The sequence below is a fragment of the Paenibacillus pectinilyticus genome, assembly GCF_001700435.1.
GTDB classification, from domain to species: domain Bacteria; phylum Bacillota; class Bacilli; order Paenibacillales; family NBRC-103111; genus Paenibacillus_E; species Paenibacillus_E pectinilyticus.
Genome location: NZ_LYPC01000022.1, coordinates 268,198 through 289,704 on the forward strand (window position 1 = coordinate 268,198; position 21,507 = coordinate 289,704).

At 45.3% G+C, this 21,507-nt stretch carries 9 protein-coding genes; 1 reads left to right on the forward strand and 8 read right to left on the reverse strand.

What is annotated here, in order from left to right:
• Positions 1 to 227: 227 nt before the first annotated feature.
• From A8709_RS17560 to A8709_RS17575, 4 genes are all read right to left on the reverse strand, one after another.
• The gene (locus tag A8709_RS17560) at positions 228 to 1,133 is read right to left on the reverse strand and encodes a hypothetical protein (protein WP_065853657.1); all 906 of its coding nucleotides are present in this window, start codon (positions 1,131 to 1,133) and stop codon (positions 228 to 230) included.
• 72 nt (positions 1,134 to 1,205) lie between these two features.
• Positions 1,206 to 2,126, reverse strand: a complete 921-nt coding sequence (locus A8709_RS17565; RefSeq protein WP_065853658.1) for a LysR family transcriptional regulator — start codon at positions 2,124 to 2,126, stop codon at positions 1,206 to 1,208.
• Between the two features lie 99 nt (positions 2,127 to 2,225).
• The gene (locus A8709_RS17570) at positions 2,226 to 3,209 is read right to left on the reverse strand and encodes an SLAC1 anion channel family protein (protein ID WP_065853659.1); all 984 of its coding nucleotides are present in this window, start codon (positions 3,207 to 3,209) and stop codon (positions 2,226 to 2,228) included.
• Between the two features lie 217 nt (positions 3,210 to 3,426).
• Positions 3,427 to 4,782: an FAD-binding oxidoreductase gene (locus A8709_RS17575; protein ID WP_425262333.1), complete on the reverse strand. Its 1,356-nt coding sequence runs from the start codon at positions 4,780 to 4,782 to the stop codon at positions 3,427 to 3,429.
• Positions 4,783 to 5,078: 296 nt separating this feature from the next.
• Between A8709_RS17575 and A8709_RS17580 the strand changes: the two genes are divergently transcribed.
• On the forward strand, positions 5,079 to 5,930 hold the full coding sequence (locus tag A8709_RS17580) for an aldo/keto reductase (protein ID WP_065853661.1): 852 nt from the start codon (positions 5,079 to 5,081) through the stop codon (positions 5,928 to 5,930).
• A gap of 6 nt (positions 5,931 to 5,936) precedes the next feature.
• Here the strand turns inward: A8709_RS17580 and A8709_RS17585 are convergent, their stop codons facing one another.
• The 4 genes from A8709_RS17585 to A8709_RS17600 form a co-directional block, all read right to left on the reverse strand.
• A complete protein-coding gene (locus A8709_RS17585; protein ID WP_065853662.1) occupies positions 5,937 to 6,389 on the reverse strand; it encodes a GNAT family N-acetyltransferase in 453 nt (150 codons plus the stop codon).
• Positions 6,390 to 6,508: 119 nt separating this feature from the next.
• Entirely contained in the window at positions 6,509 to 10,417 is a 3,909-nt protein-coding gene (locus A8709_RS17590; protein ID WP_065853663.1) for a discoidin domain-containing protein, read from the reverse strand.
• 310 nt (positions 10,418 to 10,727) lie between these two features.
• On the reverse strand, positions 10,728 to 14,600 hold the full coding sequence (locus A8709_RS17595) for a discoidin domain-containing protein (RefSeq protein WP_065853664.1): 3,873 nt from the start codon (positions 14,598 to 14,600) through the stop codon (positions 10,728 to 10,730).
• A 357-nt stretch (positions 14,601 to 14,957) separates the two neighbouring features.
• A complete protein-coding gene (locus tag A8709_RS17600) occupies positions 14,958 to 21,506 on the reverse strand; it encodes an S-layer homology domain-containing protein (protein ID WP_084225082.1) in 6,549 nt (2,182 codons plus the stop codon).
• Between the last annotated feature and the right edge of the window lies 1 nt (position 21,507).

The window sequence follows — 21,507 nt, forward strand, 5'->3', positions numbered from 1 at the left end:
ATAAAAAATATCCATAACCTTATCAGTATGTGCTAACTATTCCTATCTCATTTTGTTACTATTTTTCTTACCATTGACCAGCGTTTACATCCCCTTATTGTCTACCTATTAAAAGGTAGATGATTGTTAATAAAATTATCCGCCCTTATTTTTAGGCTAAAGCGGATAGTAAGTTATCGTCATGTTGTGATTCTACCTTTTAGTAGATAGACTGTCAACCTGTATATTTATGGATTACTCCGATTTGATTTAAATTGACGGTATCCCGCAGTCAAACACATCAATAATCCAGTTGTCACAAATACACCAACAGGAAACCCCCATGTTCCCCATGCTGGGACGATAAGCGGCATTAAAGAAACACCAAATGCCACAGGTACAGGCGATTTAAACAACGTACAAAGCAGCATCGTTATCAAAACATTGACGACACCAACCCAAATGATGGATCCTCCCAATAAGTGATACACGCCAACTGAAAGAACAGCTGTAGTAGTCAGAACTGCTAAACGAGACGGAATCAGTTTCCAAGCAAATTTCTCAGCATGAAAGACTTCGAATATGAGGGCAAATACGGGAGGAACTACCAAGACTTCTAGCTTAGTTACAAAGCCAAGACCAATCCAAACCCCTAATACAAGCGTTATGATAAGCGTATCTGTTTTCTTCCGAAATTGAAGGGGACCTCCCTGTAACGATTCCGGCTTTCTCAATTTAAATGCAGCTAACATAATCACAAATGTAAAAACACAAGTTGAGATTGCAAATACGTAGTCATGTAGTTCTAAAAAGATCGGCAGTAATGTTGCAGGAATCGTTGGTCCAAAATTCACGCGAAATATATGCATAAGAATAACAACAACCACTAGCCCTACCCATATTTTAGCCAAGGGACTTAAAGATAACTCGTTAAAAGAAGTACCAAGGAATGCACCTAAAGTTGGGGAAAGCCACAAATGGACTGGTTTCTTTATCCAATGAGGAACTCTAAATACTATAATCCCCATGGCCATACCGGCAATTTCCGGGAAAAGAATATCCGTTTCTTGGAGAACGACAGAACTAACAAGCATGACAAAAACGAATAGGTAAGCAACTATAAACTTTCTGGTTAACAGAATATTCCATCCCATTTGATTCTACTCCTTTCAAAGACGAACCTGTCGTATCTAAAAGTGCCTAAAATTAACGCAAATAATTCGTTATTAACCTTCAAGATCACAATAAGCTGTATGCTCTTCCTTTTTAATGGAATTAATGTACGAAAGTATGAGTTCGATAAAGCCGCTTGCAGCCTGTCCCACATATTTATCTTTATGATAAACGATTGCTACCTCTCGACAGAGCCTTGGGTTTACAATGGGAATGATGATTAAATCTTCATATTGTTGCATTTCAATTAAAGTATTAGAGAGAATTGTGGCTCCAATTCCCGACCTTACTAAATTAAATAAAGAATCAATCGTCGTTGTTTCAATAAATGGTTTCAATTCTAGCCCTTCTTTTTTGCAAGTAAAATCAATTAATTGTCGGCAACGGTGTGTTTCAGGAAACATCACAATCGGAGTTGTAACGACTTCCTCCAAATTAATTTGCTGGTAGCCGGATAACGGATGGTTAGCCGTAGTTACGAAATAGAACGCTTCTCTATAAAGCGGTTTTATCACCAATTTATCATCTTCTACGGGCAGAATAGAAAGAGCAAAGTCCAGTTCATTTTGCAGAACACGCTCAACAACATCTTCATGAGCAATCAACTTTATGCGAATATTCGGATAATTACGATGAAAGTCAATAAGAAGAGATGAAACGAGTTCATTTAATTCGCCTGGCAAAGCACCAATCGACAGGGTGCCGCGTTCTACTTTCTGCAACTCTTGAATTTGCTCGCGTGCATTTGCTAAAGATCCCAAAGCTTTATGGCAGTTTTGGTACAAAATCATACCTGCTTCGGTAATCATCGTCTTCTTCCCTATTCGATCAAATAATCTAACATTAAGCTCATTCTCTAGCGCCTTAATTTGATGACTTAACGTAGGTTGTGTGATTCCTAGCTTTTCGGCAGCTCGCGTGAAATGGAGTTCTTCACATGTCGTCATAAAATATTCTAATTGTCTTATTTCCATTCTTATTCACCTCATGGCGCCCACTCGTTACCGATATTCTAAGAGCACTTGATTCATATCCCCTATTGTGCCCTATTATCATTTAAATTGAAACTTGAATTACCCTTTAAGTAATTTGCCGTTGAAAAGAATATTTAGCGTTCGAATAAATAGCACGATCAGAACGATACTAAGCAATGTTAGAATAATCGCGGCGATGGCGACTAACAACCACGAATGCACGAACAAAGCATATTTAATAGCTGCATTGCTAAGCGCGGCCATCGGAAAGCTTACACCCCACCATGAAACGCCAAAAGGTACTGACTTTTTGAAAACTTTAAAGAAGAGAACGATAAATAAAAATAAACCAAAGTAAAATAACAGAGATGCGAACTGATCAATTCGTTGCGTGAAATTCGTATAGCTAAGAAAACCCACCTCAAATGGTCCTATCAAAATGAGCAGCGACGGCGTTAAGCCTGCTGGCAATGGAGCTTGGTGGATCAATCTGGCTAAGATCAGAGTGAAGAAAACTAATGCAGCAATTCCACCGATCGCTAAACACAACAGGTTAATTTCATGCGCCCAAGGAAATGGCATCGTTCCACCAGCGACGCCAACGTCAAGTGATGCTACAACTGGGATAAGCCATGCAGGAACGGCATTGCCTAGTTCTTGATTTCCTTTTAACAATCGTGAAACAAAGACATAACTAAGCACCAATGTGGTTGCCGTCCCAATGATCCAAAGCGTTTGACCTGCTATCTCACTATAGATACCTACTATAGATGAAAGTAATAGAATAGAAATCGGTATTGTACCGAAAAAATTGCCCAGGATAGGATGCACAAATTCGTCTGCTACTTTCTGAGGATATAGCATCCATTTGGACAAATATCCTATACTTAAAGCGATAAACATAAGAACCGCAACAATTCCAATACAATCTGCAATAACCGGAGAACTCCCAAATAATTTGCTAGCTTGTCGCCAAGCCAAAGATAAACCCGAAATCCCCATTACAGATGCAAATAAGTTAACGGGCAAGAATTGAACGGAACCGATATTGTTTTGTTTCTGAACAATCGATATGGTCTGCATCGTTAAATCACCTATTTTCTTTTTTTCTCTTCGAAGGACTCCCTTATCTTAACCTTGTCCCATAATGCGATCAATATCGTTGTTTCTATGATTTCGATAGACAGGACGATTCTAATCCGATAGGAAATCGAGAATTATACGGTAGATATAAACAGAAACAGCCCTCAAAGGTTGTTAAGAACTTCCTTTGAGAGCGGTGAACTGACACATTTTTATATTAGCGTTTCCCGATCCGCGCTGGAGGAATACTTTGCGGATTGTTAAAGACATTGGTAGGGTCATATTTAGCTTTGACTCTCCGCAATCTTGCGTAGTTTTTGCCATAATAGACGGGGCCTGAGCATTTTATACCTTGGTCTGGAACGTTGATATAAGAACCTACGATATAAGGCTGCAGCTTCTTCCTGGTGTTCCGAGTTAAAGCAATATTTCTAGCTGCGTGAGATGGCTTAACCCATGAGGTGTTCCACTCCACATAGAATTGGGGATCACGCCAATAGAACGCGGTAGCTTTAGGAGCGATGCGGCGTATGGCCCCTCCCCAGTTGAGGAAGAAGAAGCCAGCCGGAGTACCTCCCTCTGCTTTTTCTAGAAATTTACGAATGGTCTTATAGGCTTTATCTGGGAATGGGCGTCTGCCGAAACCACTAGAGAATTGGTTACTAAACTTCTGAGTAAGTATTGGATCAGGTGCTAACAAAAACTTCGTGGCTTCCAAGTACGGCAAGTTCTTGATGGTTTTTTCAATGGGTGTTCCCACACTTAAAATAGGTTCTAAAAAGCGAAGCGCTTCTTTTTTTGAACCGAGGAAGAGTCCTAACATACTCACATTGCCGCCCTTTTTGGGACCAACGGATAACTCACTACCCAGTTTGGTACTAGTGGACGGTGCCCATAGCTGCCATTTCTTTACGACCGCTTCGAACTGATTCCATGGCCACGTGACATGAAAGACGGTAGCCTTGGCTGGAGCGCGAAGCACTTTAAATTTATATTTCGTATAGACGCCAAAGTTTCCTCCGCCACCACCACGGGAAGCCCATAGAAGATCGCTATGGCATTTTTTATTAGCTCGAATCACTTTTCCCTTTGCATCGACCATTTCGATTTCGAGAAGATTATCGCTAATGAGGCCGGTCGTCCGTTGCAGTGGCCCGATTCCACCGCCAAGTGTAATTCCGCCGATTCCTACGGAAGGGCTGTCGCCAAATGGAGCAATAAAACCTTTTCTGGCTAGCGTATCTACTACTCTTCCCACCCGATTGCCTGACTCCACAACAACTGTTCCAAGTTTTCTATTGAGCTGAATTTTCTTCATTTCACTTACATCAATAACTATGCCGCCATTGACCTGTGACAGATTCGTTTCCAAGGCATGTCTTCCGCTTCTTGGTCGAATCGGGACATTATTTCTTCGTGCCCATCTAATCGCATTTGCTACATCTTTGGTTCGAAGTGCAAACACAAATACTTTCGGAAATCTGTCCGTATGAGGATCCCAATTTTTACGCGCTGCATTATAACCCGGATCTCCTTTAAAGATCACACGCCCTGTAAGTCCCGTTTTTGATATCACAACTCCAACTCCTTATGGGTTACTGCCGGTTCATGGAGAACATTAACAAACCATGCCCTCTACATCGTACGCAGGACACTCGTCACGGGTATGGGCTTATTGGCATTGATCAATATTTCCTTTTTCAACGGTTAGAGTTTTCAAACCATAGTGAGAGGATTAGGCAATCATTTAACACGAATGGGATACCGTCCACTCCGTCATCTGAAGCATAATAAGGATGTGATAAGAGGAGATAATACATCGCATTGAGTACCACTTGATTTACAATTTTTATAAATGGAGGATTTACTATGCAGAAAGTAACTTTGAACAATGGGATTGAGATGCCGATACTCGGTTTCGGTGTATTTCAGATTTCAGATCAACAGGAATGTGAACAAAGCGTCTATGACGCGATTAGCTCAGGCTATCGGCTGATTGACACAGCTGCCTCCTATTTGAATGAAGCAGCCGTTGGCAGAGCGATCAAACGGAGTGGCGTGGCTAGAGAGGAATTATTTATTACAACAAAACTTTGGGTTCAGGATACTGGTTATGAGCGCACCAAACTTGCGTTTATGAATTCACTGGAAAGACTCCAATTGGATTATTTGGATTTGTATTTAATTCATCAGCCATACGGCGATGTTCATGGTTCATGGCGCGCTATGGAGGAATTGTATCGTGAAGGAAAGGTCCGCGCGATTGGCGTAAGTAACTTCCATGAAGATCGTTTGATCGATTTGATTATTCAGAATGAAGTCGTTCCTGCTGTCAATCAAGTGGAAACACATCCATTCAACCAACAAATCGAAAATGCTGCTTTCATGAATGAGAATCAGGTTCAAATCGAATCCTGGGCGCCTTTTGCTGAAGGGAAAAATAACTTATTCCAGAATGAGATATTGGTATCCATTGCAGAAAAGAATCATAAATCCGTAGCACAAGTTGTTTTACGTTGGTTGACACAAAGAAATGTCGTTGTGATTCCAAAGTCTGTTCGTAAAGAACGCATGATCGAAAACTTCAATATCTTTGATTTTGAATTGAGCCAAGAGGATATGGCGTCGATTACGATATTAGATACGAAGACGAGTTTATTCTTCTCGCATCGGGATCCTGAAATGGTGAAATGGTTAAGTAACCGTAAACTTGATATCTAAGCAAGGCTACAGACGTTTTTCCTCTACAATCACAGACATATATACGTCTATGAGGTCTTCACTGTCTATTTTAAAAGCAAACCGTTCGTAAAGGCGTTTAGCAGAACTTCCTTGCAGAACATTTAATGTCACACGTTTTCCAATGACTTCCTGTTGTTGAAGCAATTTTTCTAGGACTTGAGAACCGATCCCTTTACCTTGGTAATTCGGAGAAATATAAAAATGTTCTAATAAGTAACCATCCAACGTTGGTTTAAGAGCCACGCAGCCAACAAATTCAGCATTCGATTCAATAATCCAAGTGTGAACGGGGTCAAATGAATGACGGAAGCGCTGACGAACCTTCGCTTCATCAAACCTTCTTAACCTGGTTAAATCATTTCGTAGGACAATTGCGCGTAAATTAGCAAGCATTTCAACATCAGATTTATGAGATTGACGTAGATTAATCGGAATCATCTAACAGTAACAGCTCCTTATTCATCCATAGATTCGTTATTTTATTTTACCAAAAAAGAGTGCTTAAGGACATGACAACGGCGAGGGGTTATGATAACCTCCTCGCCGCTAACAAACCGTTATTTAATTGTTAGACTAAATCCAGACTGGATGAAGTAAAGACTCGGATATGCAATATTCGTAGTCGTCAATCCAGTGAACGTTGCCGCACCATTATTCGTGTACGTGTAGATAGCAGCACCTTTATGTTGTCCTGCAAAGCGCGAAGTCGTCACTCCGTCTAGCCCCGTACCATCAATCGTAATGTTATTAAAGTTAATATTCTGGAATCCACCACTATACCCGAATTGTACAGCATCGCGTTGTGTATTAAGAATCGTAACGTTGCTGACAGTTAAGTTTGTAATCGGATCCGAGGAAGCTTCTAGATCAATCGCGCCACGTTCCCCATTGTAAAGGTCTTGACTCGTACCTGTGTTAATTAGCGTGTTATCCGAGAATATGATGCCTGTGTTATTTTGGAAATGGTACCCCGGGAATACCGTGTTCATTCGGAAACCGGAACCTCCAACTGTATCTACAATTAAGTTGTTCGTAGCCTTGTGGCCGCTTCCTCCGAAGAAAGCGATTGCACCTGCACGCCAGTTATTCTCAATTGTGTTATAAGTGAAGGTATCGTTTACGCCCATTACAGCGCCATTCGTGTTATCTGTCCAAACCGCAAGTGCATCATCACCGTTGTTGCGCAAGCTTGAATTACGAACTGTTGAATTGCTCGTTCCTTGACAGAAGTTAATGCCGTCGGCAAGATTGTTTCTTACTCGGCTGTTTTCAATCAACAGACCTTCAGCATGAATCGCTGGTGTGTGAGCATAATCGGCTACCCAGAAACCACATTCAAAGTGTTCTTCCCAAATGTCATGAATCCTGGAGTTCGTTCCGAAGTTATCCATGAAGGCTTTGTAAATCGCATTTTGGTTATAACGGGAACGCAGATTCGAATTCATGTATACGTTACTGAAATCGAGTTGGCCGCTGATACGGAACGAGATACCGCCGCCTGCAGCATTTGAATTCGTAAATTGGATGTTGGTATACCAGATACCTGCACCTGTAATTGTTAAGTTATTAATCATGTTGGTGGCAGTACCGATTTGCCACATGCTGCTGAGATGGAACGTTCCTTCTGGGATGTACAACGTTTTCCCTGATGAAACAGCTGCACTTACCGCATTGTTAAAAGCAGCAAGATCATCAAGTCCGTCGTTTGGAATGGCTCCGAAATCGGTAACAGAAACGGAGTTAGCCGGACGTGCAATCGCTGTCGGAACCGCTTCAATTTCAAGGAAGTCAACGCCATATTCTAAGCTGTCTCCATTGTTCTTTTGGATACGGATGGTATCTCCTTGGTGGAGGGCTGTATCCAGTTTGAAATGTACTTCATCAAATCGGAACAACGGACGGCCACCGCCAGGTGCATCCGCAGGCTGGTCACTGGAGAAATACTGCCAGCTATAGTAGGATGTCAACGAAATCGTTTTGGTTTTAACACCATTTACATATACGTCAAGTGAACCGTTCAATCCCATGCCATTACTTGAATCCGGCATCGTAAATCTCATGGTTACTCCTGCTCCGCCTTCCCCCTGTCTGATCGCCCATTGTGCATATGAGCCATTCGAAGGAAGAGCTGCATAACTTTGACCTGAAGCTTCAGAAGCCGTAAGCGATTGATCAAAGTTAGGTGCGGATTTCACATTGGCACCACCACCAAGCGTTGCATCTTGCGTATCATACCGGGTATATGGCATGCTCGCACCGCGTGCAGCATACACAACCAAACTAGTTGTGCTTGTGTTGTTGGCTTGCTTCGTGCTTACTTCATTCGCATCAGCAGCAACCGTTGAAACTACCGCGTAACTGCCATTTGCAGCAGTCCATGTCCCCGTAAGGGCTACATTAACGGATGCGCCCGCTGCGATAGCACCGCTGTAAGATCCCGTAAAGGTTTGAATGGTTGACCCAGAAGCATTTTTAAGAGCTACGGTTATATTGTGAGCACCGTTTGCCGAAGCGATGTTACCTTGATTTTTCAGATTTACGGTAAAGGAAACGATATTTCCAACCACTGGATTGCTTGGTGCCCATGCAGCCGTGGCTACCAAATCAGAACTTGGAACTGCACTGACAACCAAGTTAGAGCTGCTCGTGTAGCTGTTATTGCTTTCACTCAGCTCGATGACGGCATTCTCTTCATCTGCCTTGGCAGTCAGCGTGTAGCTGCCGGCTGTTTGGGCTGCGATGTTCGCCGTCACATTTGCCGTTGCACCTGCTGCTAGGGCTGCTACAGGGGCAGATCCCACTTTCGTCGAGCCTGCATAAAAGTTAACCGTAGTCGCCGTAGCGGCGGCGGAGCCGATATTTTTCACGACTGCGTTAAGGGTAATCGCATCGGTTTCAATCGGCGTAGTCGGCGTCCAGGACAAACCGGTGATCGTCAAATCCGGATTCGGAGCTGGCGTACCGATAACTTCGAACTCAGCAACTTGAGCACCCGGCGCTCCGGAGTTCGCTGTGACTTTCAATTGAACATCGCTAACTGTCGCTGTCACCGGGATGGTAACTACGTTACCTGAAGCTGGATTAAACGTGTAGGTTGCGGAAGCTACGAGGGTCGTGAATGCGGAACCGCCTTGCGATTTACCGAGCACTTCGATCGTTTGCGTACGCGTTGCCCACGCGGCGTCAGGGTTTAGCTTCACAGCAACGGACGAGATGGATGCATTAGCGCCCAAGCTCATGGCAAGTGTAGCCGGATATGCGCCAGAACCACTTTCCCAGTATGTGGTGACACTGCCGTCATTTGCATTAGCAGCGACAAACGATTGTGTGTTGGACGAAGCTGTGATCGTTTTGCCCACAGCAAGATTGCTGCCGCTTACGACACTGCCGTTTCGCGTTACAGTATTACTTGAGGCAGAAACATTCCCTGCTGCATCCTTCGCTTTCACGTAGTAACTAACCGTGGCTGTATCTGGTTGGTTATCCGTGTAAGTCAGCACATTGCCTGCTACACTAGTACGCAGACTACCATTCGCGTAGATGTCATAACCTGTCACGCCGACATTGTCCGTCGAAGCGTTCCATGTCAATTTTATTTGCCCCGAAGCAGGTGCCGTGTAGGCCAGCGTCGACGGTGCAGACGGTGCTTGTGTATCAGAGTTAACAACACCTGTGCGTGTTACTACATTGCTTGCGGCAGAAACATTGCCTGCGGCATCCTTCGCAATCACGTAGTAGCTAACCGTGTCTGTATCTAACTGATTATCCGTGTAAGTCAGGACATTGCCTGCAACAGATGTACGCAGACTGCTGTTCGCGTAGATATCGTAACCCGTTACGCCAACGTTATCCGTTGAAGCGTTCCATGTTAATTTAATTTGACCGGAAGCAGGCGTCGTGTAGGCCAAATTTGCTGGAGCAGTCGGAGTCTGTGTATCCCCAGTCGCGGATCCATACACTTCAAATTCGGAAAGCTGCGCAGCCGGCCAGCCTGAATTGGCTGTGACCGTTAATTTGACATAGCGAGCTGAAGCCGCTGTGAAATTTATGGTCACAGTATTGTTACTTGTGGGATTAAACGTGTAGCTAGCTGAGCTTGCGAGGTTGGTATATGTAGAGTCATTCAAGCTACCGAGTACGGAAAGTGTTTGCGATCGCGATCCCCAGCCGACGGGAAGCTTCAACACAACCTGATTAACGGAGTACGTGCTTCCCAAGTCTACGCGAATCGATTGAGGAAATGCATTATTCGTGCTTTCCCAGTATGTAGCTTGATTGCTGTCATTGACGTTCGTCGCCACATAGACATCGTTATAACCAGTTGCGGTGACCGGTTTGCCTGCTGCTAAATTCGTGGCTGCAAGAGCGGCTGGCACTGCGATTCCTAACTGTGCGAACATGACGGCTAGAATGAGTGCGACAAGTAACCTTTTGGACTTATGAACGCGATTGAACTGCAAATTCATTAGAATTAAACCTCCTAATTTGTAAACATGTAAGCTTTGCAGATACCTGTTGCAAAATAAGAAAGCGCTTCCCTTTCCTTCAATAATTACTATGAGGCCGCCTCCCTACCTTCCACCTCCAACCGACGACCAGTATCGTAATCATAACAAACAAATGAATGTATGAACGATGTGTATCCTTACTGGGTTCATGTGCAAAATTACGCATTTCATACAATTAAAGGAAGTCATTCAGCCGAGCTGTAATGAACTGAACAAAACAGCTTACTCAGAAAACCGAGTAAGCTGTTTGTCGAATATTTATGCCCTATTACCAGTTATTCCCTGAAACTCTTGTAATGGTAAAGTTCGGATTTGATGATTCTCCATAGATGGCTGTAACACCAGGATTGTTCACTTTTACGTTGGTAAAGCTTGCTGCACCTACAACGGGTCCTTGGCCTTGTTCTGCTTTTACAACAAGCTTGATGCCATAACGAGTCGGATTATTGATGTTGACGTTTTCTACCCGAACATTTTGCATCGCTAGCGCATTTGGATACATGTTCTGGAACATCAATCCGAAATAAACCGAGTTGTTAATGTCCACGTTTTTAACCAAAATGTTCTTGAATGCACGGTCACCCGAATAGAACCAAATTGCACCAAAATTCTGGTAATCATTGATCTTGTCGTCTGCTCCTACGCTGGTCCAGAAATCTCCGCCCGTCCGGTCAAGCGTGATGCCGTCGAATACCGTATCCACGTCCCCAAAGCCCAACGTGTTGTAACCGAAGCTCAAGCTGCTGATCGTAAGACCTGGATACGTCAATGTATCTGCACCATACAGGTTCTGGAACAAGTTATCCGATCCGCCGTAGGCTGCAAATGCTGCTGCACGTCTTACAGCTACCGCAGTTAGGTTTGTGAACTTGTTGCCTACATTGTACGAACCACCGGCATCTACCGCACTGAACTCTGCAAAGGAATCATCGCCAGTTGCTCTCGCGTAGTTGTTGTCAATGATGTTGTTGTTGGATCCGTTGGTCATGTTGATTCCGTCTGCGAACGTGTTTTTAATCCGGTTGTTTCTGAACGTATTGTTTGAAGCACCAACTCCCCAATACAAGCAGATGAAGTGCTCCGCCCAAATGTTTTGAATCGTAACGTTCTGCATACCGTTTCCATCGATGAATTTACCTGGTCCATCCACACGGTACTGATAGTTGCCCCAAGCGGACAAATCTTTGATGGTCGAGCCATTCGCGGTCGAAGCAATATTAAAGCCAACATCTGTGTTGGATTGATCTTGTGGTGCTGTCAGCTTGGTATACCATGGCCCTGCTCCGATGATTTCGGTTGCGCGTCCGTAAATGAAGATTTTGCTATTAATTGTCCATGTGCCAGCAGGAATGAATATCCCTTTCTTGGTTGTGTCTTGTCTAAATTCATTCAGAGCTTGATCGATCGATTTCGAAGCTGAAACCTGGACGTATTTACTCGGATCAGGGTTCGAAACTGCCGGAGCAACATTTTCCGTCTCGATCATGTCAACGTAGATCCAAGAAACGTCGCCTGCATCCTTTTGGATTTTGATCTTCGTTCCCGCTGGGTAAACTTGATCAAGCATCAATTGGGCATCTTCATAGAGCCAATATGCTTTCGTACCCGAATTATCATATCCGAGACGACCCAGTGTAGTTGGCGTTGCATACAAGTAAGAGAACTTTGAGGACACGTTGAATTTGCCTTTACTTACCCCATCGGCATATATGCTGACAGTTCCCGTCGTATTTTCGGCCACAGCATTACGCAGAACGAACGCGTTCGCTGGAGAAGTCAGTGTAAACTCGACATACTCTCCAGTTGCATCTAAGTAAACTGCAGAGCGCCCGGAAGCTTCTCCGGCAAAGTCGCCTGGTGTAAAGTTCGGAACCAATCTCGTTCCGTTCGTGGCATTGGAAGGTAATTCTGCTTCAATAACGGTAAACGGCATGTTAGCGCCACGTCCCGAATAAAGACTTGTTACACTTGAGTTATTTGCTTGTTTAATGCTAACTTCATTCGCATCAGCCGCAACTGTCGCAGTCAGTGTGTAGCTGCCATTAACGGCTGTCCAAGTTCCCAAATTCACATTAACGGATGCTCCAGCTGCGATAGCGCCGGTATAGGATCCAGTTAGCGTTTGGATCGTGGCACCCGCCGAGTTCTTAAGAACTAAAGTCAGAGCGTGAGCTCCGCTCGCAGAAGCAATGTTCCCTTGATTTTTCAGATTAACAGTAAAGGTTACAGTATTTCCAGCTACTGGATTGCTAGGTGACGAAGAAGCCGTAACAATCAAATCAGCGCTTGCAACCGCATTTACAACTAGATTAGAGCTGCTCGTGTAGCTGTTATTGCTTTCATTCAGCTCGATGACGGCATTCTCTTCATCTGCTTTCGCAGTAAGTGAATAGCTGCCAGCCGATTGAGCTGCGATGTTCGCCGTTACATTTGCCGTTGCTCCTGCTGCTAGAGCTGCTACTGGGGCAGATCCCACCTTCGTCGTGCCTACATAAAAGTTAACCGTCGTCGCTGTTGCGGCGGCCGTGCCGATATTTTTCACGACTGCGTTAAGAGTAATCGCATCGGTTTCAATTGGTGTAGTCGGCGTCCAGGACAACCCGGTGATCGTTAGATCCGGATTCGGAGCAGGCGTACCGATAACTTCGAACTCAGCAACTTGAGCGCCTGGCGCTCCGGAATTCGCTGTGAATTTCAACTGCACGTCGCTGACTGTTCCTGTCACCGGGATGTTGACCACATTGCCCGAAGCTGGATTAAACGTGTAGGTTGCGGAGGCAACGAGCGTCGTGAATGCGGAACCGCCTTGCGGTTTTCCGAGTACTTCGATCGTTTGCGTGCGCGTTGCCCACGCTGCATCTGGGTTCAGCTTCACAGCGACGGACGAAATGGAAGCATTAGCGCCCAAGCTCACGGTAAGTGTAGCTGGATATGCGCCAGAACCGCTTTCCCAGTACGTGGTGACACTGCCGTCATTTGCATTAGCAGCGACAAACGATTGTGTGTTGGACGATGCTGTGATCGTTTTGCCCACAGCGAGGTTACTGCCACTTACGACAGTACCGTTTCGCGTTACCGTATTGCTAGCAGCAGAAACATTGCCTGCGGCATCCTTCGCTTTCACGTAGTAGCTAACCGTGGCTGTATCTGGCTGGCTGTCCGTGAAGGTCAGCACATTGCCAGCTACACTAGTACGCAGGCTGCCGTTTGCGTAGATGTCATAGCCGGTTACGCCAACGTTGTCGGTTGAAGCGTTCCATGTTAATTTGATTTGACCCGATGCTGGTGTCGTGTAGGCCAAGCTTGCCGGTGTTGTCGGCGCTTGTGTATCAGAATTGACTACGCCAGTACGTGTTACCGTATTGCTTGCGGCGGAAACATTGCCTGCGGCATCCTTCGCAACCACATAGTAACTGACCGTTGCCGTATCTGGTTGGCTGTCTGTGTAAGTCAGCACGTTGCCAGCTACACTAGTACGTAGACTGCCATTCGCGTAAATGTCATAACCTGTAACGCCAACGTTATCTGTTGAAGCGTTCCATGTTAATTGGATTTGACCCGAAGCTGGCGTCGTGTAGGCCAAACTTGACGGTGCAGTTGGTGCCTGTGTATCTCCAGCCGCTGCTCCGTACACTTCAAATTCGGAAAGCTGCGCAGCAGGCCAGCCTGAATTGGAAGTAACTGTTAATTTGACATAGCGGGCTGAAGCGGCAGTGAAATTAATGGTCACAATGTTGTTGCTTGTGGGATTAAATGTGTAGCTAGCTGAGCTTGCGAGGTTGGTATATGTAGAGTCATTCAAGCTACCGAGTACGGAAAGTGTTTGGGATCGCGATCCCCAGCCGACGGGAAGCTTCAGCACAACCTGATTGACAGAGTACGTACTTCCCAAGTCTACACGAATTGATTGGGGAAATGCGTTATTCGTGCTTTCCCAGTATGTGGCTTGATTACTATCATTGACGTTAGTCGCCACGTAGACATCGTTATAGCCAGTGGCGGTGACTTGTTTACCTGCTGCTAAATTCGTGGCTGCAAGAGCAGCTGGCACTGCGATTCCTAATTGTGCGAACAAAACGGCTAGAATGAGTGCGACAAGGATACTTTTGGACTTATGAACCCGATTGAACTGCAACTTCATTAGCATAAAACCTCCTAATTAGTAAACATGTGAACCATGCACATACCCGTTGCAACATAAATAGTAAGCGCTTCCCACTCCTTCGGCGAATAGCGTGAGGCCGCCTTTTCACTTCCCTCCTTTCCAAGCAACGACCGGTATCGTAATCATAACAAACATGTGAACATGAGAACGATGTGCATCCTTACTGGGTTCGTGTGCAAAATTACGCATTTCATACAATTTTAGGAAGAATTAAAGGGATTACATGGTTACTCTCACTTCCTTCTTTTTACAATTGTAGGTTCTTCATAAGTAGGTAAAAATAGAAGACCTCTCAGCTAGTAAGAGGTCTTCTATTCGTTCATGTGAGTCTAATTATGGATTCATTAAATTCGCCTCTTGCAGCAATCGATGCAGGAGCACCGACGCCTCCGCACGTGTTGCAAGTGCTTGTGGCGCAAGTGACGAATCAGTTTGACCTTGCATCAAACCGCGTGTCACGATATCTTGCATAGCGTCTTTGGCCCAATCGCTGATCCATGCGCTATCTGCGAATGCAAGTAATACATTTGTCTGTGCAAGTACAGATTTTGCATCTGTAAGCTTTAGCGCCCGCTCAATCATTACAGCTATTTCTTCACGCGTAATAGATTGATTAGGATGGAAGTTGCCGGCATCATCGCCTTCGATTAGACCATACTCAGCTGCTGCAGAAGTTACATCAGCGAACCAATCCTGAGCGCTAATGTCGTGGAAGGCTGATGCTTTCTGCTGTGTTTCACTTGCAGTAAGCCCGAGTGAACGCACTAGCATAGCCGCGAACTCTGCTCTTGTCACTTGATCGTCAGGTGCAAACGCGGAGTCCGATTTCCCATTTACGATTAGCTTCGAGGCTAGCAGCTCGATCTGTGATTTTGACCAGTGTCCGATCAGATCGACAAACGTTTTGTTCAAGCGTACAACGGCATAGATACTATTGGTCGTGCTTTTGATCGTTACAACTGTTTTTCCATCCACGAGGGTGAATAAAGCAGGAACGTATTGGAACTCGCCCGTTTCTGGGTGGTAGACAACAGCTGTTGCCGATGCGGCGTCTACCGTTCCATCCACAGTCAACGTTCTGGTTACATACATGTGACCAAAATGATGAAGTACTATGGTTTGGCTACCAGAAATCAATGTAACTTCAAAACTTACTGGTGTATCCAGCAGCTTCCCACCAAGTTGAACTGCCTTCGTTTCGATTGTACTCTTTTGATCGCCATCCAGCTTCACGATCGTCACTTTCAGTGTTGCACTTGAAAAATCGACACCGCTAATGCCTTGAGCTGCAAGTAATTTCCCAATATTGGCAGGCAGCTCATAGCTGGCATTCAAATGTTGAATGATGAGTTTCGCATCTGGCATTGCAGTCACGATTTTCAGTAATGCAGCTACTGGAAGCTGGAATTGGGCAGCGTTACCTGTCAAACCACTTGGAATACGAATCACCGATTGATTGTTTTTGATATAATCCGCAATTTGCCCATCCGTGATCTGAATGATTGGCACACTCGAGCCAGAACCTGTTGTATCAGGTGATCCACCAGGAGGATTTCCAGTTGAGGTGTCTGGTTCAGCTTTCGTACTCGCAAACCCTTTCCCCGTTTCATTAACTGTAAAACCAGCACCGGCATTGTTAGCTACATCTTGGATATTGGCGTTGCGGATAATCACATTATCAAAGCTAGCAGAACCTGCAACGGTATTTCCAACTTCCAAACCTGTCGTACCTGCACCATCAATCACATTATTCCTAAATGTCACTAGGTTTACAGGTGATGTGCCTTGGATGGAAATGCCTTGGTACATACTATCTAGCGCAATGTTATCGCTAATGAGGACAGGGCTGTTAATCGGTTTCGTGTCGGCGTATACCCAGATCGCCCCGAAATTCAGATTGAGGCCAGCATCGCGGCTACCTGTTCGAATCAGCGTGTTGCGCTGAACCAGCGTCGTCCCGTCAAGCGGCGTTACCGGGCTGAATCTTGTGGAAACCGTGATTCCTCCACCGAGACCAATCGTATCTTTGAGCACATTATCTGTCATCTTGTTATCCTTACCGCCGAAAACAACCATGTTATTGGACAGCCACGGCAGCTGGACGGTGTCGAAACGGAACGTATTATTGTCGTTGAAATCTGTTGGATACCCTTCGTTTAAAGTCGACCACATGGCAAGACCGTCGTCCCCGGCGTAGCGGACATTCGTCTCTTCGACCATACTGTTTTTCGTGTTCGTACTGAAATTCAATCCGTCTGCCATCAAGTTGCGCATACGCAAACCGCCGACATAGAAACCATCTGTGTATTGGTCTGTGCTGACGCCAAAATCACCTCTTGGACGCGCGATCCACATACCCGTTTTCGTATGTTCAATCCAAACGCTCTGGATTGTGGAGCCTGTTCCAAATGCACCTTCAAACCCATTCGTATGTGCATCATCGTTACGGATGTTCAACTCGCCGTCAATGGCCAAGTCATACACGCGAATGTTATTACCAGTTGCGAAGAATTTAGCACCCTTCAGATTCGTGTACCACATGCCAGCGCCTCTTAGGGTTACATCATTTAGCAGGAACACATGCTGCATCGTTTCCTGACTGACATTCACCCCAGGATCGGTTCCATTGTCATTGGTTAATTCAAAATCTCCTGCAGGGAACCAAACGCCTTTATGCTGCGCATGAGCTGCTGCCAAAGCATCTTTTAACGCTTGCGAATCGTCCTGACCATCATTCGGAATTGCTCCGAAATCCGTGATAGAAACGAACCCAGCTGGCATCGTATACGCCGTTTCAGGAGCCTGCTCCATCTCAGCAAAATCGATGATATACGACGATGCTGTGCTATTGGCATCTACTTGCAATTTGATTGTCGCTCCTGCGTCTACCTGGCTGATCCGTGTATGAATTTCATCAAAGAAGCGATGAGCGCTGCCTTGCTTCGGATCATTCGACCAAGGATAGTTGCCATATTCCCAAGCATATTTGGAAGTCAGATCCAAATCTTGCACTTTTGTGCCATTCACATAAAGTCCAATCTTCGCATTCATGCCGGTTCCGTCGGCATTGTCAGGAATGGAATAACGAAGGACAAGGGAGTTAGCTTGATGTGAGGCCTGGAATTGCACATACTGACCGGCTTGATCCAACTTAACCGCTTGCTTGCCGGATGCTTCGTTGGCCAAATCATGGTACGTGCGAGATGGTCCTACGATCGTACCGTTGGTTTCTCCCTGTTCAGCTTCATAGGTTGTGTAGCTTTCAATAGCGCCTCTATAAGCTTTGTTTACCGCTTGATGAACCGTCAAAGAATCAATGGCAACAGTGCAAGTATCCCCTGCCGCCAATTCGAAGGATACAGAGTTATATCCTGCGCGAAGCGGGAGATTTACTTGAATGGCTTGCCATCCGGCTCCTTTGACAAACGTCAGTTGCTGCGTCCGGATGCCATTCACAAGTAAGCTTAACGTTTGATCAGCTGCGGATGTATTCGCAAACTGAATTGTCGCTGCATATGTAGCAGCTTCTTGCGCGTTCACGGCCACAATGGCTCTTGCACCTGCAGCCACGAAATGATCTGCGTACCCACTGCCGGAATAACCCGATATCGCCTGGCCAGACTGAACGCCGCCGCTAAGAAATGCTTTTTCCAGTTCGTATACTGCATCGCCAAGAACAGGTTCCAAGGACCACAGCGCTGAATCTTTCGATGGAGCCGTCGTTCCTTGCTTTATCGCCTCATCCTGAACCAATAGACGTTGTCCAGTCACGGAATTGGTAATTTGTTGATAGCCCAGCACATCATTGATGTTCCACTGTGTTGTGAGCGAACTGATATCGCTATTCGAGCTAGCAACTTGATTGTCTATCAGAGACTCAAGCAAATGTCCAGTTGCGCGGTTCTTCAAGGTTTGACGGCCATTTACTTGTTGGACCATCCATTCGCCGCTTGCCTGTAAGTCATTTTGACTGCCTAACAATACCAATCCCGATTGTTCATAGACATATTGACCTGTTTGTTTATTACTAATACGAACAAAGTTGGTATCGTCAATAACAGGCGTAGTCGTTTTTTCATTACGCGTTTCAGAAATTGTTGGCGTCTTTAAAGCGCTCGTCGCAGCTTCAAACGTCCATTCCAGCTTTTTCTCCGAGTCTCCTTGCAGGACATAAAGACCACGTTCTGGATAGCCTGATCCATTCACTGTATTTAGGTATTCATCGTTAAATGAACCATTATTGCTGCGAATACGGAATTTACCTGTTCCAGAAACATCCTCGATGCTCCATTGCGATGCCAAGTTATTGATAGTTGCAGCCTTGTCTTGCATGTACGCGTACGTGTCGTTCATTGTCATGTAACGGCCCGTCGCCGCGTTTTTGATGCGCTGAATGCCGCCAGCAGATTCGATGATCCAATACGAATAGGCATTTTCTGCGTCTGGTGTCCCATATAGGATGGCGCCTCGGTTATTTTCGTACAAATATTGATTGTTATCCGAATTTTTGATACGCACGGGATCCGTTGGCAGCGCTGCTGAGATTTGCACAGGCTCTACAGCGAATAGTGCACTATCATCGTTTGCTTTTACTTTACTGACTTTAACGCCATTTGTTCCAGCTTCATCGTAAATGTAATGAGCGTTAGTCCATCCGCTTTTTAACATCACATAACCAGGTGTATTCGAATCCAGAAGCACCCAGTTCGCGCTAGCCCACGCAGCGTAAATCGTTTCGTACAAAAGCAGGTTCTCCGGCGGATTGTCTTGTTCAATGTCAGGGACGACATTTTCCAAAGCAAGGCCATAACCGCTCTTCGCATTTTTGAGATACACTTGCGTTGCATTATTTTGGGAGACGCTAATGACCCAAACAGAAGAAAGATCAGAAGTCGGGAGATCTCCGTATTTCATATTATGATCAGCGTCTTCATATAGATATTTGCCAGTCTGTTTGTTCTTAAAACGCGCCGTCATCGGCAGCGTGCTATCCGAAACCGGAACAAACCGCCAGTTCTTACTTCCCCACGTAGCCGGGATTTCACTGTATTCCGCATACTTATTCAGATTTTGCACATTGAGGAACTTCTGGTGATTAGGCTGTAAATTCGGATCATTTACACTATGGATTTGCTTCGTATCCCCAGTCGTTTCAATAACCCAAATCGCACTGGTCCACGAATCTTCAACATCGGTTACCTGCAAGTGTCCGTCCACTGGGTTTTGATTATTGATGTAATGGCCCGTTGCTCGATTCTTGATCCTTTTGCGGCCAGCAAACTTTTCAATCAGCCATTGCCCTTTTTGATCGTCTGATTTCACATTGCCATATTTCACATTACCATCGGCATCTTCATATAAAGCTAATGAGGTCCATGTATTCACGATTTGCACATACTGATTCACACCGGCAACCACCGATGGATCTTCGAACAGCCATTGAACCTCATCCGTATTCGGATTGGCCACGCTGGATTGGGCAAAACCAAGAACAGACGTTACGTTGATATAAGTCCCCGCATATACAGCGCTTTGGACAGTTACATAATCGTCATACAGCGTGGAATTGCCGATAAGCCATTGATCATCCCCAGAGCCGTTCGGCTGTTTCAGAACTTGAAGCGGATCATCGGATTGTAGGATATTTTCCATGCTGATATAGTTGCCGGTGTCGAGATTGCGAATTCGTTTCTTACCGTTATAATCTTCTACAAGCCACTGATACACATTCCCAGTCACGGTTCCAGAAGGAATCGACCCATATTTCACCGTGCCATGATCCTCATACAAATATTTGTCACTGACTTGTTGAGAAGTAAAATTGGCGATACGGACAGGCTTCACATCTGCTGCCATCTCGATTTTCCATTGCGCATTATCTCGCGTTGGAACTGACCAATTGTTGGAACGGGCGAACGTATCATCGAATTGACTGTTCAACACGTAGGTCTGGCTCCCTGCTTCAATATCATCTGGATCGCCTGGGAGCCGGTCAGTTCCTTTGGCGAATACGTTGGTGAACGTTACCCAGCCATCGGCTATCCCGACTGCCATTTTCCATTGATTTTTGGTTGAATCCGTCAATGGAACGCTTTTTATTTTATCCCAAAATGTCCCTTGTGTGATGTAGTGCCCTGTCGCCCGATTCTTCAACCGCACCGTTGTTGAACCGTCACCGTTAGAAGCTACTTGTTCAATGAACCAGTGTGAGCTCGTATCATCCATCGGCACTTTGCCGAATTCGACAAGTCCATCTTTATCCTCGTACAAGTATTGTCCTGCGCGAAATTGGTTAACAATTCGAACTGGACTCTCATCACTTGCTGGCTCCAATAGCCATTGTGGACTCTCCCAAGCAGCTCCGATATCAGCGCTTACTTGACCGAAGCCAAGCTGATCTTCCTCGTGGATAAACAAGTTCTGCGTTAGATCTTTCGCACTGCGAATCGTTACATAGCCAGCTCGGCTGGCGTCTTGAATGAGCCATTGATCATTCACCGAAGTGCTGCTTACTGCGTCACTCGTCAAGGCATCAGCTCGCTTGGTCACTTGGTTAACCGTGATGTAATGACCCGTCTGCATGTTCTTAATTCGTTTAAAACCGGTAGCATCTGGTGCGTCCTCCATCAGCCATTTCGCTGATTGATCCGCTGCGCTTGTATAACCGTATCGGACAGTACCAGACGAATCTTCATATAGATAATTGCCCTTCCATTTGTTCTTGATTCGAACGACCAAACCGGCAGCACTGCTTGACGAGTTAGAGTAACTCGATCCGCCTGACGTACCATCCGCATAGGCCAGCGTTTGAAACGGCAGCACTAATAGAATGGCCAGCAGAATCAGCAAATTTCGTTTGAATAAACGTATCACCCTTGACATT

Coding starts and splice junctions, on each gene's coding strand:
- A8709_RS17560 (WP_065853657.1), bottom strand. CDS start 1,133: ATGGGATGGAATATTCTGTTAACCAGAAAGTTTATAGTTGCTTACCTA.
- A8709_RS17565 (WP_065853658.1), bottom strand. CDS start 2,126: ATGGAAATAAGACAATTAGAATATTTTATGACGACATGTGAAGAACTC.
- A8709_RS17570 (WP_065853659.1), bottom strand. CDS start 3,209: ATGCAGACCATATCGATTGTTCAGAAACAAAACAATATCGGTTCCGTT.
- A8709_RS17580 (WP_065853661.1), top strand. CDS start 5,079: ATGCAGAAAGTAACTTTGAACAATGGGATTGAGATGCCGATACTCGGT.
- A8709_RS17585 (WP_065853662.1), bottom strand. CDS start 6,389: ATGATTCCGATTAATCTACGTCAATCTCATAAATCTGATGTTGAAATG.
- A8709_RS17590 (WP_065853663.1), bottom strand. CDS start 10,417: ATGAATTTGCAGTTCAATCGCGTTCATAAGTCCAAAAGGTTACTTGTC.
- A8709_RS17595 (WP_065853664.1), bottom strand. CDS start 14,600: ATGAAGTTGCAGTTCAATCGGGTTCATAAGTCCAAAAGTATCCTTGTC.
- A8709_RS17600 (WP_084225082.1), bottom strand. CDS start 21,506: ATGTCAAGGGTGATACGTTTATTCAAACGAAATTTGCTGATTCTGCTG.